Here is a 19,411-nt window from a genome sequence, read left to right on the forward strand (position 1 = left end):
TCCCGACTGTACACAGTGGACACCTTCAGGCGAGCGAGTGTCCGATTGATGCCCATCTGCACGCTTTGCAACAGGGGTCGTGAGTGGCAAGGCGCGTTCTAACCCTCTTTATCACTCACGACCCCCTGGCGAAACGCACATCCAGCTATCAATCGGACATGCGGCCGCCATAGAGTGTCCCTTGTGGACACTCGGGGAAGGGAGTGAACCATCTACGTGGCGGCGTGCGTTGTCTCCGGTGAAACCGTTCGGAGGTAAGCGTGCCCATCAAGGTCGACCGCAGCGACTTCGGCGATGTTCCGGAGTGGGCGCGCACCCTCCTCGAGGTACTCGGCGTCTCGTGGCCCGCCGCCAACCAGCACAAGTTCCGGCGGGTGGCCGAGGAGTACGACCTGGTGACCGAGCAGCTCGCCAAGCTGCCGGACGACATCGCCAAGGTCAAACGCGGCATCGACCAGAAGCTGTCGATGCCCCAAGCGGGTGAGTCGTTCGACAAGAGCATGAAGCCGCTCACCGGCGGGACGCCGAACCTGCTGGGCGAGCTGGCCGAGGGCACGAAGGGGATCGCCGACGGCTGCCGCAAGGTCGCGTTGGACGTCGAGTACACGAAGTTCTCCGCGATCGGCCAGCTTTTCCTGCTCGCCTACGAGATCGCGATGGAGTACGCCCTCGCCTCCGTCACCGCCGGCGCGTCGCTCGCGAACCTCACCTGGCATTACGCCCTCACCCGCGGGTATCTGCTCGTGTTGTTCAAGATGCTCGTGCGGGCGATCGTGTTCGAGATGTTCATCGGGATCACCGGCGGGCTGATCATCGACGCCGCCGTCCAGCGCCTCCAGCGTGAGCGCACCGAATGGGACCACGAAACCACCAAGCAGACGGCGATCTCGGGCGCGATCGGCGGGTTGCTCGGCGGCGCCGTCGGTGAGCTCGGGGAGAAGCTGGGCCGCAAGATCGGCAGCCTGCTCGGCAAGGACTTCGGCAAGATCGCCACCGACGATCTCCTGAAGCTGGTCAAGGACATCAAGCTGCCGGGCGGCGACGAGCTCGCCGACAACTGGCTGCGTGACATCGGCCGCACCTTGACCGATCGGGCCGGTAAACAGCTCAGCGACCCGGCGAGCGCGTTCACGAAACGGGCGATCGAGGGCTTCAGCGACGAGGTGGCCGACAGGTTCGGCACCGCGTTCGGCAAGACCCTCGGCGACGACGCTGCCCGGCAGCTCGGCCGGGACTACGCGCGCACGTTCGTGGACAACTGGAGCAAACACGGTCTGGACGGCACCGGTGCGTTCAACGACAGTTTGCGCCGGGTGCTCGACCCGCACGGCGACAAGCTCGGCAAGGACGCCGTCGGCCTGCTCTCCGACCACGTGCCGGATGTGCTGTCCCGCAACGTGAGTGACCGTCTCGGCGGCAACCTCGCGGCCAGGGCCGCCGAATTCAGCACCGTTTTCCTGTTCGAGGGCGTTTCCGGAGTGATGAGCCAGGCGACGATGGCCGCCCTCAACGGCGAGTCCGTGTCGGCGGCGGAATACGGGATGGGCTTCGCGGGCGGAGTGGTCGGCGGCGCCGTCAGCCACAAGCTCGAAGGGATCGGCGAACGAGGGCTCGACGCGGCGATCACCTCGATGAAGGAGAAGTTCGGTTCGCTCGGCGACCTTTCGGCGAACACGACGCTCGACACCAAGGCCGGGACGGACCCGGTGACGGTGACCGCGCCCACCACGACCACCACGACCACTCCGACTACGACTGCTCCGAGTGCGACCGCCGCGAACCCACCGTCCACTTCGGACACACGAACCGCGAGCGAGACCAAAGCGGCGCCGGAGTCGAAGTCCACTTCGGACACCAAGGCCACCAAATCGGCGTCGGACGTCAAGACGAGTTCGCCCGGCAAGACGACGCCCGACGTCAAGCAGCCGGAGCCGAAGGCCGTCCGGACCTCCTCCGAAGCCGCGGCACCGACGGACGAAGAGCGTCCGCGCACTCGCCCCGCCCCCTTGCGCACCGCTTCCGCCGAAACCGCCGCCGCACCCGTTCAGACCGAAGCCACCACGACGACCACCACCGAATCCGCGACGACCGAGCCCCAAACCGTCGAGACCCAGACGACCCAGACCGTCGAGACCGAGACGACCGAGACGACCGAGACCCAGACCGAGCCAGAGCCCGAGCCGGAACCCGAGCCCGTGGTCACCGAAGCCCCGCAGGGCGAACAAGCCCTCGCGCTCGCCGACCTGCCGCCGTTCCTCGCCGACGGCCAGGCACTCGGTTCCGTCCCGGTGCTCGCCGTCGAAGGCGTCGAGGACCTGCGAGAAGAACTCGGCAGACTCCTCCCCGGAGTCACCCCGGCGCGACTCGACGCGATCGGCAACGCTGTTCGCGACGACTTCGAGTCCGCCTTGAGCGGCCTGCATTTTTCGCTTCGCACGGCGGAAGGCTGGCGCGAGGTCCGGATCCAGGCCGCCTTCCGCGGCGACGTGGTGAGCGAGCCGCGAGAGAAGACCAAGGCGGATCTCACCGTCCAGGCCGGTGTCACGAACTCGGAGAATTCGACCGTCTCGCATGCCGGTGACGTCGGCACGGCCGCCACGGTGCAGGCGCAGGCCGGCCCGTACGTCACCGTGGGCGGCAAGGCGGCGCTGGCGGCGCCCGCCGTGGCGCAGACCGTCACCGTGTCCACCGCGGACCAGCGCGCGATCCGTTCCGGCGAAGGCTCCCGTCGCGTGGTCAGGGGCGTGGAGTTCACGATCAGCGTCCACGACCAGGCCGGTGCCGAGGTCGGCGCCCGTCCCGCGCCGGTCCCGGGCAGTGTCACGCTGCGCGTGCCGGACGACCTGACGCGGATCACCGCGCCGTCCGGGCAGACTGCGGCGAACCTGGAGCCCACCGTCGGGCGCGGGCTGCAGAACCCGGTGCCCGAGGCCGTCACCGGGCTCGACGGCCTGTTCACCGGCGCCGCCGGTCTGCTGCACGGTTCCGTGACCGCGCTGGGCGCTTCCGGGCGGGACACGGTGCGCGCGTTCCTCGGCACCGCGAGCGTCAGGGAGAACTTCGGCGCGATGCTGGAAGGCTGGGTGAACTCGCCCGCCCTTCTCAGCTCGGACGGCGGCAAGGTCGGCGCGGTGCGGATGAAGGCCGTGCTGACCAGTGCCGAGCTCGTCGGCCCGACGACCGGCACCCAGTTGCGGTTGCACGAGTCGGTGACCACCGGCTCGGCCGTTTCGGCCGCCACCAAACGCGGTTTCGACGTCTCGGGTGCGGCCGGCGGCGGGGGCGGCATCGGCGGAGTGCGCGCCGCGGCCGGGATCGGCGGCGGTTTCACGTCGCGAGCGGGGGACACCACCGCGTCCGGCCGGTCGTCGACGGCGAAGTCGGGTATCCAGCTCAAGGGTGACATCGGGCTTTACCGGTTCCAGGCCGAAATCGTGGTGCAGACCCTGGACGGCCGGGAAGCGCCGCCCGTCACGGCGACGGTCTACGCCAGGGTCGGGATGGCGGAGGCGGCCGCGCGGGGACTCCCGGTGCCGCCGGGCACCGGAACCGGGATCACCCCACCGGGCAAGAAGAAGTTCCAGCCCGCGCACCTCGCCGCGGGGCTCGCGGCGGGCAACGTGCGAGTAGGCCGGTTCGAGGGCGCCGACGGCGTGCTCGACGAGGTTCGCGCCAGGCTCGGGGAAGTCTCCCGGTACGCGGATCTCCTGCCGGGCTGGGCCGGGCACAAGGCGAACGCGGCGCGGACGCTGGAGATGCTCGCCAACGAACACCGGCTGCAGGCCGCGCTGTCGCCGTTGGCGTTGCGCAACCGGATGGACGCGCTGCTGGGAGCCGGTGTCTCGGTGACCCTCAAGCGGCAGGGCAATTTCCGGCAGGACCACGTCACCGTCACCGTCCGGCTGGAACAGAAGTCGGCCGAACACCGCGGGCAGGTCACGGAACGCGTGGTCCGCAACGCCACGACGACCAGCCCGGCGCTCGGCGCGTCGTCCTCGTCCACCCAGGGCTGGTCGGTCGGCCCGGAGGCCAAGGTGACCGTCGGCGCCGGGGCAGGCGCGGCCACGCTGGGCATCGTGCCGACGGCGTCGGCGAAGTACGGCCGCTCCACCACCACCAAGACCGGCGGCGGACCGACGGCCGACGCGACCTCCCTGAACATCGGCAGTCCCGACTCGCAGGTCTTCGAGCACACGGGCCGGTTCGTCGTGACCATCACCGGGTACTCCCGTTCCCGCGCGGTGGTCCGGCAGACGCTCCCCGGGCTGCCGGGGACGCAGGTTCCTGAGGTCCGGCCGATCTACACGACCCCCGACGAGTCCGACGAAGGCCCGTACCGGCTTCCGGCGGCGTACACGCTGCTGACAGCGGACAGCGCCACGTTGACGGCCGATCCCGCGCGGTTCGCCCCCGGCGCGCCGCGGGTGCGCGCGTTCGACCCGCCGAAGTCGATCATCGGGCACCTCCAGGCCCTCGCGCCGCCGGACGTCGGCGAGTGGGTCGGCGTCGAAGCCATCGCGCACACCGGCCGTGTCAGCGAAGCGGCCATGGCGGCCTTGGTGGAGGCTTCGGACGGCGACCGCGCGCTCACCCTTCCCGGCAGCGACGCCTGGGCCGGTGTCCAGGCGATGCTGAGCGCCGAGAACATCAAGGCGGCTCTGCGTTCGTTCACCCGCGGGGTGTTGAGCACCGAACTCGTCTATCCCCGGCGCGTGGCCGACAGGGTGGGCAGGCTGGGTGTCGTCGCCCGGTTGAGCAACCCCGTTTTCGTCCGGGTGGCCGACGACGCGGGCGCGGAACGCTCCACCGCGGGCGGGTTCCGGTTCGAGAGCGGCAAGAGCAGGAGCAGCGGGTGGACGGTCACCGCCGGGGCCGTGGTCACCGGCGCGGCGAACGACGATCCCGCGAGTTCCGGTACCGGTGGGGTGTCCGGGAAACCGTGGGCGAAGACGACCACCGAGGCCGACGGTCTCGACATTTCCGCGAGCGTGGACCGCAACGTCACCACGGCGGCAGGGACGCCGAGGGTGCTGGCACGGTTCGACATCGCCTTCACGGTGCTCGCCGAGGCGCGGCAGCAGACCACCGTGGTGCGTCCCGACGCCCGCGGTGCCGCCCGTTTCGTCGACCTTCCCGGCGCCGCCTACGTCTGGCTCACCGAGGAGCAGGCCCGCGAATACCGTCTCCTGCCCGAGGCGCCGGCGACACGGCAGCGGAAAGAGCGGGTCTCCCGGCCCACGACGCTGCCGCTGCGGCGGCCTGCCGCGCTGGGGCTGGGCGCGATCGAGCGGTTGCCCGATCTGTCCGACCTGGCCCCGGCGCTGACCAAGCGGCTTTCCCGGCTCGGCGTGCCGTTGCTGCCCGGCTCGTTCCTGGACGACGCGATGAACAACTGGTCGCGGCTGACCGACCTCCTCTCCCCGGACGGCGTGCAAGCGCTGGTGGACAGCGCCCTCGACGGCGGCGTCCCCCTCCAGGCGCATCTGCCGAAACTGTTCACCGACCGCGGTTACCAGGTCCTGCTGAGCGCGAACGTCGTGGGCGAACCGAAGTTCCGCGAGGTCGTCAACGACGGCCGGACCATCGAGCACAGCACCGCGCGCGCGATCAAGGAAACCCGCACGGACGGCAAGGCCACCTCGTGGGCCGCCGCGCTGCGGCTGGGCGGGCAGGAGAAGTTCTCCGGCGGCGCGACGGTGACGTCGGTCGGCGGTGCCGTCACCGCGGGCGTCGGCGTCACCAAGACGACCAGCACGAACGAGGTCACCGGCAAGCAGGAAACCCACTTGCGGACGGGAACCGGGCCCGCCGCGAGGTTCGACGTCCCGATCGAGTTCACCCTCGAGGTGCGGCACGACGGCCGATCCGTCGCCTTCGTGAGCACCGGGGAACGGAACCTCGGCATCCGGCTGCTGGCCGACAACCTGACGCCGGGCGCGAACACCGTCGAGAACTCCGGCCCCGCCAGGCTGTCGCGACGGGACGCGCTCCCCGGCGAGCTGAAGGCCTGGCGCCAGGGCGGGGTGGCGAAACTGCCGGAAGCGGCGTCGGTGGAATCCGTGCGCGCCGCCGCCCGGCTGCGCGAGGTCGTGCGGGACACGCTCACCCTCGCCGGGGCGGACAGCGGCATCACCGGTTACGGCACCGGCACGGTCAACGCGCTGTGGTCCACGCTGAGCCCTCAAGTGCTGCAAGCGTTCCTGCCCTCGATGACGAAGGAAAGCCTTCCCGTGCCCGCCCTCCGTGAAGCGGCCGTGCTGCGGGGCAAACGCGCGGACGTCGAGGTGCACGCGCGCCTCACCACGCCCCGCCTGGTCGCGCTGAGCGACGGCGTCAACCTGGAGAACCCGAAGAACGCGACGGTGACCCGGTCCGCGGAACGCAAGACGGCCGAGGTCGGCGAGATGACCATCGGCGGCCCTTCGGTCGCGCCGGTCAAGGACTCGGCCAACATCGGGGGCCTGGTCACCGGCGTCGAGGGGCGCTGGGCCGACGAGCCCGCCGCCGCCACGACCGACGGGACGGCCGTGTCCGCCGCCGCGAACCTCAAACCCGCCGGGCGGACCGCGCTGGTGCGGTTCGACGTGGACTACCGGATCGTGGTCAAGGTCGGCGGCCGCACCGAGGTCGTCGACCTCGCGCTGCCCGCCTCGGCGGACGTGCGGATGCCGGTCGGCGACCTGACGGAGTTCACCGGCCAGAAGCTTTCCCGCACGCTGAAGGCACGGCAGGGAAGGGTCGCCAGGACGGCGAAGTCGTGGCGGGAGGCCGAGACCGGAGCGGAGCGGCACCGTCTCCAGGCTCAAGCCCTGGTGCGGGAACTGGGTGTCGGCATCGACTGGCGGGCCACGGTCGCCGCGGCACGGGCGGAGCGTCCCGGCACCCTCGCGGAACGGCACCACAGGTACGCGCGTTCGACCGAACAAACCTTGCGGGACGCCGAAAACGTCGCCGAGGCCGCGCGAACCCGGCTCGACCAGCTGACGACCGCCACCGACACGCTGGAAGCCGAACTGGAGGCCATGGCGGCCGGGGACGACGACCCCGAGCAGCAGACGGCGGTGGTCGAAGCGTGGGAAACCGTGGTGGAGGCCCGGGTCCAGCGCGACACCGCCGCCGAAGAGGTGGCCAGGACCCAAGCGCTGGTGCAGGCCGCGTGGCTGGACTTCGCCGAGTCCAAACAGGACGCTTGGTGGCTGGCGAAGGACGCGTTGGACCACGAATTCACCCGGCTGGCGGCGCAGCCGAAATCGCCGGAAGACGAGGCGTGGCGGCACAGCCGGGCCACCGACGCGCCGTGGTTCACGGTGACGGATCCGCTCGACCCCCGGCAGTGGGAGCACCAGCGGGCGAACACGCCGAGGCGGGCGGTGGCCACCGAGACCGCCGACGTGCTCACCACGCTGCTCACCGGGAAGGACAAACGCTACGACGGCGTGATCCGGTACGGCGTCAGCAGGTTCGAGGTCGGCGACCGTCAGGTCACCGAATTCACCGTGCCGATCAACCTCGTGCCCGGCCCCGGCGTCACCGAGGAGCAGCTCACGCGGTTGCGCGAACGCGCGCGGACGGGCATCGAAACCCTGATCAACAAACGTCATGGCCTGCCGAACGGCGACCAGTTGCACGTCCGCGTCGAGTTCACCGACGACAGGCTGCCGAGTGCGAACGGCGAACCCCGGTACCGCGCGTACGACGTGGTCGCCCGCGACGACGAGCGCACCACCCAGACCACCTGGCGGCCGGACGCCACCCCGGAGGAGCTGGCCCACGAACTGCTCCACTACCTCGGCGCGCCCGACGAGGAACACGATCCGGACCGCGTGTTCCTGAGCAAGGAGGACGACGGCACGTCCGGCGTCGTCACCGGCGACGGCGGCGTCATGGGCGCCGATGTGGTCAACCCGGGGCAGGCGCCGAAACTGTTGCCGCGGCACGCCTGGCAGATCCAGCACGTCCTGGAAAGCCAGCTCGGGGTGGAAAGCCGGATCGACGACCCCGGCCAGGACGACCTTCCGGGAGTGCCGCCGTCCCCGCTCACCGACCTCCAGCGGACGATCCTGACCCGGGACCGGCGCGAGACCTTCACGGTCGGCGGCGACACGGTCCAGTCGAACCTGATCGAGGCGATCGCGAAGACGCTGGCGCCCGATTCGCCTTCGCGCCAGGCGGAACTGCGGGAACTGGGCGCCTCGCTGCGGCACGCGACCCCGAAGGAGGTCGCGCGGGCGCTCAACGTCCGGTTGCGGCTGCTGACCGAACGCGGAACGACCGTCTTCCTCGGCCCCGCCCACGGCGAGCCGGTGCGCGTGGTTCTTTCGTCCTCGGCCGACTTCCTGGGCACCCGCCTCATCCCGGGGGAGGCCGAGACGAGGACGCCGACGAGGCAGGCCCCGGTGAACCACACGTTCGGCGAGTCCGACGGCGGCGGCCAGGCCGAGAGCACCGACGTCGGCGACGAGGACGCCGAGCCGGCGTTGCCCGGCACGGACGAGTACGCGGCCCGCTACGAGGCCGTCTTCGCCGGATTGCCGAACCTGGTGACCGCCGACACCGGACTCGGTGGGCTGTCGCGGATCGCCGAAGGCGGACGGCTCGAGAACCACCTCGAGGCCGTCCTCGGCTCGGACGAGATTTCCGCCCTGCTGGGCCGTATCGACGCGGCCCTGACCGATCCGGACGTCCGCGCGCGGGTGCGGTCACTGGTCAACGACGCCGTGCTGGTGACGTCGCTGATGCCGTCGCGGGAGCGGGACGTCCGGGACAATTCCCGGCTCGGCCTGGGGACCGTGCGCGATCGCCGGGTCGTGCAGCCGTTGTCGATCGACAGGCTGCGTCAGGTGCTCGGCGACCTCGCGGTGAACCTGGAGGCAGGCCGCGACCCGTTCACCGTCGAAGGATCGACGCTGCGGGGGATCGAGTACCGGCCCGAAGAGGAACTGCCGTCCCGCCTGGCCCGGCTGGGACTCACCAACGTCGCACCGGAGTCACGGGGCACGCTGCAGCACAGCCCGCTCTTCGAGGCGCTCCTGGCCAATCCCGCCGCGATGACCGAGGCGCTGTTCGCCACCACCGGTCACGACGAGCAGCACTTCATGAACACCTGCGAAGCGGCGGCCACGAACACCGACGTCCGGAGCACGGTCCCGACCATCGCGGGCCTGGTCCTGGTGGGCCGCGGCGTCGCCGACGCGGTCCGGGATCAGCTGCGCACGGTGCGGGTGGATCAGCTGGACAAGAAGGACCGGCCGTTCGGCCGGACCATCGGCGACCTGGCGGCGAAACGGATCGCCGACGCCGAGAACCGGTTCGACGCCCTCGAACGGCGAGCACTCCGGCTCGCGACGGAAGACGCCGCCGATCCCGCCGTCCGCAAGGAATGGGCCCGGCTCACCACCCAGTGGGGCCGGACCCTGCAGAAGCTCGCCGGAGTGGTCCGGCTCGACCGGCGCGACGGGTCTTCGGTCCCCATCCTGACGAAGAAGATCATTCCCGGCGCTTGGGCGCTGAGTGCCCCGCTTCTGCTGCCGCTCGCCGTGGACCAGCCGATGCGGCGCGCGACCGGACTCGACGACAACCCGTTCCGTGCCGCCGTCTCCCGGCATCTCGCGCTCGCTCCCCGCGAGCGTTACGAAGGCCAGCTGCGAAACGAGCCGGAGGTGTCGTTTTCGTCGCGGCTCGACGATCCCGATTCGTTCTGGCAGTGGCTCCGGTCCGGCACCGGCGTCCGGGTCGGCACCGAGTCCCATCAGATGTTCCTCAAGGCGGCCGAGGTCGGCGGCGAGCGGATGTTCGTCCTCGGTGATCCGAAGAAGTTCCAGTACGACTACCTTTCGGTCGACGGGTTCGTCCGCTGGGCCAGGCGCAACGACCTCGTGGTCGGCCGGGACGTCTTGTCGGATCGCGCCGTCGTGGTGCCTTCACAGCCGGATTCGGTGCAGGCCCAGCCGCTCGCTCCCGAGACACCCGAGCCCGAGCCCGAATCCGCCGACAGGCTCGCCGCAGATGTGCTGGCCGAAGCGGAACGCCAAGGCTCCGGCATCTGGCTCACCGACCCGTCGGCCACTTTGGCGGCGACCGAGGCTCAGCGGAACGCGTTCCGCGCCCTCCGCGAGGATCCCCGGTTCTTCACCCTGGTCGCGCACGTCGGCCCCGAGGGTGTCCCGGTGTTCGGCGGGCGGCCGATCACCCCCGAGGTGATGACCGCCCTGCTGACCCGGCTCGCCGAGGACGGTACCTGGACCGACGGCAGGACCCTGCGGTTCGTCGCTTGCGGACTCGGCTCGCCGGACATCCAGGGCTACGTGTCCACCGTGCTGCACGGACTCGCCGAAGAGGGCATCGAGACCGACGCCCTCGCGGGCGACACGGCCGTCTGGTCCACGCCCGATCAGGAAACCGGGGCCGGGCCGGGCGAAGTGGTGGTGGCGAGCCGGATCGGCTTCCGCGCGGACGGCACTCCGGTGGTCACCGGCGACGGTCACTGGCTGGGCTTCCGGTTCACCGGGAACTCCGAAATCGAGGTGACGGAGCACGGCGCGTACCTGGTCGCGGGCGACGACGACCCGCCCGTCTTCCGGCAGGCGCCGGGAGGTTTCGACGTCGTGGCTACCGCCGACGGCGACCTGATCGAGAGGTCCATCCCGGGCTCCATGCCGTTCGGGGACGAAGACGACGGGGCCGGGGTCGGGAAACCGGAGACCGTGCTGGCGAACCTGGCCGAGTTCGCGGAGGTGGTCGCCGCCCAGCCCGTCCCGCCGCCGGTGGAAGTGCGCGGGCGGGCGGACGATCCGCGGGTCCCGGCCATCGCCCGGGAACTGCGGTCCACCCTCCCCGGAGACACCCCGCTGACGACGATCGCCTCCGACACGGACCAGGACGTCCTCGTCTCCACGGTCGTCCCGCACGAGGGAACCGGCCCGGTGAAGTTCGAGATCCATTTCGACCAGGGCGGCAAGGACTTTCCCCCGTCGGGACGCTCCACTTTGGACGAAGCGGCGGATCTCGTGGTGTCGGCGGTCCGCCACGGCCGCCCCGCCGTGAGTGTCGTCGGATACGGCAACGGTGGTTTCCTGGACAGGGCCCGGGCGACGAGGACGGGGCAGGAACGCGCCGAAACGGTCGAGAAGGAACTGCGCGCCGCTGTCGGCGGCAAGCTGCCGGAAGACTCGCCGATTCCCGCGTCGGACATCGACATCGTCCCGACGTCACGGGGGCGTGATCTCGGCGACGGGCCGCTACCGGAGAACCTCACCCGGAAGCAGGCTCGCCGTCGTGCGGTGATCTCCGTCGACCTCCACCCCGCCGCGGCCGTGCCGCCGAGGCCGTCGCCCGGAAGCCGGAACGCGTCCGGGATGTCTTCGAGGTCGGCGGTCACCGTCAACTCCGTCGTGATCAACGACCCGTATCCGGGCATGATGCTGCCTCGCGACGTCGTGTCCGGGGAGCAGCTCCGGGTACTGGGCATCCACGGTATGGAAACGATCCTGATCGAGGAAGACGCTCCGCACGACGCCTTCCGCGGAGCGATCGCGGCCAGCCTGTCGGAAAGGGCGCCACTCGAGTACGAGCGCATCACCCGCAAGCTGAAGGACTTCGCCGAAGAGCACCCCGAAGACACCGATTTCGACAGGATCGCCGGCCACGCAGGGGTCCACGTGCACGTTCTCGCCCCGGACGGCACGTGGACGAGCCACGGTGCGAACGACGGACGGATCGTGCACGTCCTGCGAGCGGACATCGACGGCGAGGAGGCTTACCTCGGCACCAGGGAGAACGTCCACATCGGACGGCCGTACGTGAGGTACCCCGGCTCCTCGGTGCTCGTGACCGGCGACGAGCGCAAGGTCGTGCATCGCGGCGAATTCGAGGTCGAGACCGTCAAGGGAGAGCATCACGTCCGCCTCTACACGGCGGTTCTGGCGCCCGCCAGGAAGGGAACGGAGTTCAAGGACGTCCACCAGGACGGGGAAGGCAAGGTCGAGCCTTTCAGCGGTCAGGGTCGCGAGGGCGACAAAGAGGTCTTCTGGGTCGGTGGCGGACGGCCCCTCCGAGCGGTGCAATGGATCTCCAAGTACGAGACGGACGCCCATCGCGTGCCCGGCGTGCCGTCGGCTCTGCGGTCGTTCCTGGTACCGCTCGGCACCTTCCTGGAAATCAGCCGCCAGGCCACCGTCGAGTCGAAGTCCGAGGGCAACAAACTCTCGATGAACGTCGACCAGAACGGTGACACCAACCAGTTCGGGTTGCGCGGTGTCGACTTCGCCCGGTTGAAGGAGCGCGCCCTCGACGGCTCGCTCATCACCTATACGCACGGCGCGTCCGAGAAAGCGATGCCGGAGGTCGCCGGCCGCCAGGAGGACATCGCCGACCTGTACTCCCGGCTCGGTCTCCGCCCGGACTTCCGGTCCGACCGGCTGGGCCGGAAGAACGACCCGTGGTTCACCTGGTCGGCGGACGGCCGCAAGTACTTCCGCAACGATCCGGTCGCCTTGAGGAGCCTGGCGAGGACGCTCGGCAATCACTACCACACGAGGAACAAGTCACCCGAGGCCTTCTTCGGCCCGGCGGCCGACGCCATCCCGGGGACCGAGGCCGACAAGACCGCGGACAACGCGACCCGCCGCGAGGAAGAGATGAACGTCTTCCTCAACACCCAAGGTCCCGGCAAAGCGGCCGTCGATCAGCTGAAGTCGAAGATCGGCGAAGCGATCGACGCCGCCGTCACACGGCACGCCCCCGACGGTGTGGCCGTGGGCCCGGCGGAGTTCAAGGAAACCGTCCTGAACCAGGTCAAGGCCACCTTGCAGGTGCCGCAGTACGTGCTGGTCGAGGCGATGCAAGCCGTGGTGGGGGACACCATGCGACCCGGAAACCTGGAGAAGATCCGTGACGCGCTGCTCGAGCATCCGGAAATTCCGGTGCGGGCGGCCGGAATCGTGACCAAGGCCGTGGAAGAAACCCTCGAGGTCCATCTCGGACAGGCGGCGATCGGGGAAGAGTTCACTCAAGTGGTCCTCGGCGCCGTTCAGGAGTCCGCGCACACCCAGTTCGTGCGGTTGGCGTCCGGCTGGGGCGAGCAACTGGACGCGGTGGCACCCGCGAAGCGCGGGTATCTCAGCGGTGCCCGCGGTGAGGCGTTCACCAAGAGCGTCGTCGACAGACTCGGCGTCACCCTCAGAACGCAGTTCGCCGCCCCGGCGCTGCGGATTTCCCGGGAGGCCTTCGCGGCACAGCTCAACGAGAACGTCGTGCCCAAGGCCATCCGCCCGGTCACCAAGAACAAGCTGGTCGGTCTCGAGCCCAAAGAACTGAAGAAGCTCTTCGAGGCCAGACTGGGGGAGGTCGCGACCGAACTGACCAAGGAGATGAAGGGCAAGAACGCCGGCAAACTCGCCGGTTCGGCGTCCAGGGCCGCCGTCTCGGCCTCGGTCACCCCGGTGGTGCGAACGCTGGAACTGGACGAGAAGACGTTCGACAAGGTGAGCGAAGAACAAGCCGACGAGTTCATGGACCTGCTTCCGGAATACGCGACGCAGGCGGAGATCGGTGCGCTCATCGCCACCGACGAACGCCGGATCAAGGTCGACTTCAACACCCGTCAAACCCGGCTCGAAGACGGCCGGATCGAAGGTGATCCGTTCTCGAACGACTACGGCCACTGGCTGGAGCGGCAGGACGACGGCTTCACCCAAAAGCACGATCGAGACTTGTTCGCCGCGCACCAGCGGATCGGCGGTGAGCTCGCCGTGGCGATCGACGCCGAACTGAGGAGGCCGGACGACCGTTCCGCCAAGAGGATCCTCGACCTGCTCATCACGAAGGTGGACGCGGAAGTCACCGACCCGTTCGCCAAGCTGTCGCGCAAATTCGCCGAGACGGTCAAGGCGGGCGCCGGTCCCGCCCGCGCCGACGGCGAAGACACCCCGAACAGCTTCGGCGAACACGCCCAGATGGTGATCAACCAGTACCTCAAGATCACCGGTGGCCATCACGACGGCGCCCGCTTCGTGCCGAGGAGCGCGATCGTCAAGGCGATCCTGTTCCACGACATGGAAAAGGTGAACTCCAAGAACCTGTACGGCGACGCGCAGGTCCGGCACGACAAGGAGCCGGAGCACCGAGGCGCCATCGAACAGATGCGCCGCCACGAGGGCCTCTGGACCGACGAACGCGAATTCGCCCTGGCCTGCCGGTTCGTCGACTCCGACCCGTTCGGCTACTACTTCCGCGAAATCGGCGCCGAGAAGAAGGGCAAAGAGAAGAAGAGCAAGGAGAAGAAGGACGGGGGCAAGGCCGTCGAGGACAAGACGGCCATGGACAAGCACGCCGTGTACCGCTTCGTGCGGGATCTCGCGCACTGGGCGAAAAGGCCCGACGGCACGGCCCCGGACGCCCGCGACGTCCGGGAGCTGTTCCGCGAGTTCCACCAGTACTACCAAGCGGACTTCTCGTCCTACAGCGCTCAAGCGAAGTTCGTCCACGACCGTGAAAACAAGGTGTGGAACGGCTACGACAAGCTGATCGGCATGGAGGTCGTGGGCGAGGCGCATGTGCTGGTGCCCGAGGAGCACCGGCTGGCGTACTCCAGCGCCGACCGTGGGAACGGCAAGCTCCCGTACGAAACGAAGTACCGGGAACTGGCGGCCCTGTTCGACGAGGCCGTCGCAGTCGAGGACGAATCGCGCTCCCGGCCCCGGCCGGACACCACGCCGGACGAGGAGGAAGCTCCCCGCGAGTCCGGTATGGAGGAGGTCAGCTCCGACGACGTGTTCGGCGCGCTGGTCCCGTCGGGCCGCTGACCCGCGGCCCGGAACTGCCGGAAGGTTCTGCCGCTCCTCCTGCATGGTGCCCGGCGCCCCGATCCGGTGTGCTGATGAGGTCGAATCCGCACCCACGGCAGGAGGAGCCGGTGACCACAACGGAGGAGTTCACCCTGGCCAGGGTGTTCGACCTGGTCGATCCCGAGACCGGCCCCGCCTTCGCGCCCGGCCACCCGCGTGTCGACGACGAGGACGAACGCCGCGCCCTGGTCGAGTACCTGACGGCCGGTACGCCCGTCCTGGCCACGCCGATGGTGATGGACGACGTCGTCGACCCGGCCCGGACGGCGGTCGTCCCGGCGAACTTCCTGACCGACGGCGAGTGGATCTGGACCGACACCGTCACCTACTACCTCGAGCACCACGGCCTGGCACCCGATCCGGGGTTGCTGAGCCGGATCCGGGCGCGGGGACGGGTGGCGGACCGGGTGGCGCCGGAGGTCGTCCAGCGTGCCGCCGGGTTCGTGCTCGAACCGCCGTCACCCGGGCGCCGTCCGGTGTGGAGCCAGGGCTGAGCCCCGATCTTCCTTCCGGTCCTTCTGCCGGTCGTTGTCCTGAACCGCTCAACCAGAGGAGTTGACGTGTCGCTACGAATCCACGGTCTCACCGGTCGCCCCGCCAGCGCGGACGAGGACATGGTGGCCGTTTACGTGTCCCGTGAAGAGATCCGCGGCATGGACGCGAGTGAGCTCGGCGTCCGGATCGCCGCGGCCGCCGGCCGACCGGAGCGGACCACCATCGCCGAATTCGAACCCGCGCCCCGTTACACCATCCAGGACGTGCTGCTCGGGAACATCACCTGGGAGGAACTGACCCGTTCGTCGGCCTGACCGGGCTCGGTCACGACGCGTTGGGATGCCCGGCGAGCCTTTCGCGCAGTTTGGCGGCTTCGGAGCGGCCAAGACTGTCGCAAAGGGACAGTGCGTGTGCCCGCGAGTCGCGGGCGGACGCCGGGTCGCCCACTTCCTCGGACAGGGCCGTCAGATCGCAGAGAGTGTCCACTTGGGACTGTGGCTGGCCGACGCGCTCGAACAGCGAAAGGGCTTCGGTTAGCCTGTCACGCGCGGTCGCGTGATCTCCCTGTCGGTGCAGAAGCCTGCCGCTGGCCTGGAGCGCGCGTGCCTGACCCATGATCGCGCCGTGGCTGCGGAACAGCTCGAGTGCTTCTTCGCATTGGCCGAGCGCCGTGCCGAAAGCGTTGAGCGCGGCCAGGTTCTTCGCCGAGCGCAACAAAAGGTACGAGTAGTTGGTGTCGTCGACGGGCGTGCGGGGGCTTTCTCGAGGCTGCCTGAAGTAGCGGACACAGAGGTCGAACTCGGTGGCCGCTTCGTCGAAGTCCCCGCTCGCGTGCCGGTACGTGGCCCGCATCGACCGCGCCACGTGCAGCCCGAGCGGGTAGTCGGCCTCGGCGAACAACGTGATGGCTTCGTCGAACGGTCCCCGCGATTCCGGCGGGCTGCCGCCTTGAAGTCGCGCGTTCGCCAGATAGACCCGCGCCCAGCCCTGTTCACGCAGGTCGCCCGCGTCCACCGCGGCCTCCCAGGCGAGCTGGGCCATCCGGACGGCGTCGTTCGTGTGCCCCATGAGGGTGGACAGCACCCAGGCCAGATAGTTGCGCTGCACCGCTTCGTCGCGTTTGCTGCCGATCGCGAGCGCCGATTTCAGGGCGAGGCCGAACACCTCGTGCCAGGTGGCGGCGTTGCCGCCGATCTCCGAGTACCAGTGCATGGCCTCGGCCAGTTCGAGGACCTGCCGGTGTTCACCGCGGGCGGCGACGCTCTTCAGCGCGGCGGACCAGTTCTTCGTTTCGACCTCGAGCCAGCGGCCCGCGCCGGCGTGGCCGTCGAACGACGAGGTCGACACCGCGGGCGCGTTCATCTCGTCGGACGGCTGGAAGTAGCGGCCCGCGGCCGTCGCCGTCCGCACCAGCCAGCGGTTGAGCCGGTCCTCGGCCTCCTGCACCGCTTCGGGCGGCTCCTCCCGGGTGAGCCGTTCCGTCGCGAAGACCCTGAGGAGGTCGTGGAACTGGTACCGGCCGTCGTGGAACGACGTCTGCAGCAGACTGGCGTCGGCCAGTTCCTCCAGGAAGATCGCCGCCTCGTCCTCGTCCGGCGCGTCGACGAGTTCCTTCGCGGCGCCGACCGAGAAGTCGGCGGCCGGGACGAGGGAGACCCGCCGGAAGACCTTGGCCGCGGTCGGGGTGAGCTGGCGATAGGACAGTTCGAACACGCTGCGGACGTCGAGGTCGCCCGCGGTGAGCGTGGTCAGCCGCCTGCCCCGGTCCCGCAGTTGGTCGACGAGCCGGGAAAGCGGCCACACCGGACGGCTCGCGAGCCGGTTGCCCGCGATGCGGAGCGCGAGCGGCAGGCGTCCGCACAGTTCGACCAGTTCGATCGCCGCGGCGCCCTCCCGCGCCACCCGTGCCTGCCCGATGATGCTGGTCAGCAGCGCGACGGCGTCTTCCCGGTCCAGCACGGCGAGCGGGATCCGGCTGGTCCCTTCGAGGCCGACGAGCATCTGGCGGCTGGTGATCAGCGTGAGACAGCGCCGCCCGCCGACCAGCAGCGGACGGACCTGCGCTTCGTCGGCCGCGTCGTCGAGGACGATCAGCGTGGCGCGTTCCTTCAGCAACGCTCGGCACAGGCTCACCCGATGGTCGAGCTCGGCCGGGATCTGGACCGCGTCGACACCCAGTGACCGCAGCGCCAGATGCAGGACGTCCGCCGGTTCGCCCGGTTCGGACGACATCCCGCGCAGCTTCAGGAAGAGCAGGCCGTCGGGGAAGTGCCTGGCGAGATCGTTGGCCGTCCGCACCGCGAGGCTCGTCTTCCCGGTGCCGGGAGGCCCGCTCAGCACCGCCACGTGCCCGGATCGCCGTTTGCCGCCGTCCAGTTCACCGGCGAGCGCGCGCAGGGCGCCGAGATCGTGCTCGCGTCCGGTCAGATCGTCGAGGTCGGGCGGCAGCACACCGGCCGAGGGCGGGCCGTAGAGCGGAGCGGGTGCGACGTCGGGCGCGGGCACCGCCGCCCGGGCCCGGCCCTGCTTCGCGACCTTCTGCAGATGGGTCAGCTCGTCGTCGGTCAGGGCCAGCGGGGCCGCGAGAGCTTCTATCGTGCGACGTTGGGGGCTTTTGGCGACGCCGCGCTCCATGTCGCTGATCGCCCGGACGCTGACGCCGGAGCCTTCCGCGAGCTCCTCCTGGGTGAGTCCGGCACGAACGCGGTAGTGGTGCAGAAGTGCCTTGAAGGTGGTGGAACCGTTGCCCAAGGCCGCGTTCGTCATGCCGGAATTATCCATGCGGACGGTGTCCGCTCAAGGACGGCCCGCAGTGATCCCGGACGCTCGAAAAGGTGCGTTAACCCCTTTGGACGATCAAGTTTCGCAAGGGTGAAGAGCGGTTGGCCGAAGCACTGAGCAGCCCTTCACGAGCGGGTGGTCCCGTCCACCGCGCTGACCGGCGCGCCGCCGTTCGTCACCGCCAGGACCGTGTCACCGCAGCGCACGAGGTCGCCGGGGGAGAGCGGGACCGGTCCGGCGATCCGCTCGCCGTTGTGGAAGGTTCCGTTGCGGGAACCGAGATCCTTCAGGACGGGCCCGCCCGCGCCGGCGGTGATCTCGGCGTGCTCGCGCGACACGGCCCCGTCGTGGCGCAGTGCCACGTCGGCACCCGCGTCCCGGCCGATGACCAGGCGTCCCGGCGCGGGCAGTTCACGCAGTCGTGCCCGCCCGGCGCCGTCGACCCAGGTCAAGGCCGGTTGCCCGGATCCGGCGGCGCCGGGGGCCGCGACCCGCAGCAGGGTCGCCGTTCCGGCGTGGGCGAGGACCGCCCGTTCCAGTTCCCGCAACGCCGGCCCGGGGTCGACGCCCGCTTCCTCGGCCAGCACCCGCCGCGCCTGCCGGAAGCGGTCCAGCGCCTCCGTTTGGCGTCCTTCCCGGTAGAGCGCGACCATGAGCTGGCCCCAGAACCGTTCCCGCAGCGGATGATTCTCGACGAGTTCCTCCAGCTCGCGCACCAGCCCCGGGACGTCGCCCGCGCGCAGGTCCGCGGCGATCCGCGCCTCCAGTGCCTCCCAGCGCATTTCCGCGTAGAGGGAGCGTGCGGGGTCGAGAGCGGTGTGGTCGGGCAGGTCGGCGCAGAACGGGCCCCGCCACAGTTCGAGTGCCCGCCGGTATCCGGCCGCGGCGCCCCCGGTGTCGCGTGCCCGTTCGGCGGCCCTCGCCCGGCCTATCCGGTCCTCCGCCTCCCGGATGTCGGCGCGGACGCCGAGAAGCCGGTAGCCCGCCGTCCCGTGCTGCAGCGATTCCCCGTGCGGACCGAGGATCTGCCGCAGGTTGTGCACATGGACCTGGACGGTGCCGCGGGACGCGGGCCTGCCGGTGTCGGAGTAGATCGCCTCCGCCAGTTTGGCCGCGTTCACCGGGGCCCCGCCGGAGGCGGCCAGTACGGCGAGCACCGCGCGAGGCCGCAGACCTCCCGGGGTGACGGGCACGCCGTCGACGGCCAGCTCCACCGGCCCCAGCAAGCGCACCTCCACCGTCACGGGGCGATCATCCCAGGTTCCTCCGGTTGCTTGAAGCGAGCTTGAAGC

Annotated in this window: 5 protein-coding genes; 3 read left to right on the forward strand and 2 right to left on the reverse strand. The window is 70.0% G+C overall.

Features of this window, described 5'->3' with window-relative positions; genetic code table 11:
• Nucleotides 1-260: 260 nt before the first annotated feature.
• From ACLJPX_RS32700 to ACLJPX_RS32710, 3 genes are all read left to right on the forward strand, one after another.
• Complete coding sequence (locus ACLJPX_RS32700) at nt 261-14,801, forward strand: hypothetical protein (protein WP_410604291.1); 14,541 nt, start codon at nt 261-263, stop codon at nt 14,799-14,801.
• 110 nt (nt 14,802-14,911) lie between these two features.
• A complete protein-coding gene (locus ACLJPX_RS32705; protein ID WP_410604292.1) occupies nt 14,912-15,337 on the forward strand; it encodes a hypothetical protein in 426 nt (141 codons plus the stop codon).
• A gap of 66 nt (nt 15,338-15,403) precedes the next feature.
• Nucleotides 15,404-15,652, forward strand: a complete 249-nt coding sequence (locus ACLJPX_RS32710) for a hypothetical protein (RefSeq protein ID WP_233224136.1) — start codon at nt 15,404-15,406, stop codon at nt 15,650-15,652.
• A 10-nt stretch (nt 15,653-15,662) separates the two neighbouring features.
• Here ACLJPX_RS32710 and ACLJPX_RS32715 read toward each other — a convergent pair whose 3' ends face one another.
• Together ACLJPX_RS32715 and ACLJPX_RS32720 are read right to left on the reverse strand one after the other, a co-directional pair.
• Nucleotides 15,663-18,104 carry an ATP-binding protein gene (locus ACLJPX_RS32715; RefSeq protein ID WP_410604293.1) on the reverse strand — a complete coding sequence of 814 codons (2,442 nt, stop codon included), beginning with the start codon at nt 18,102-18,104 and terminating at the stop codon, nt 15,663-15,665.
• A 140-nt stretch (nt 18,105-18,244) separates the two neighbouring features.
• Complete coding sequence (locus ACLJPX_RS32720) at nt 18,245-19,363, reverse strand: BTAD domain-containing putative transcriptional regulator (RefSeq protein WP_410604294.1); 1,119 nt, start codon at nt 19,361-19,363, stop codon at nt 18,245-18,247.
• Nucleotides 19,364-19,411: the final 48 nt, after the last annotated feature.

It is taken from the genome of Amycolatopsis sp. lyj-90, assembly GCF_046549035.1.
In the GTDB taxonomy this organism is placed as follows: Bacteria; Actinomycetota; Actinomycetes; order Mycobacteriales; family Pseudonocardiaceae; genus Amycolatopsis.

Coding starts and splice junctions, on each gene's coding strand:
- ACLJPX_RS32715 (WP_410604293.1), bottom strand. CDS start 18,104: ATGACGAACGCGGCCTTGGGCAACGGTTCCACCACCTTCAAGGCACTT.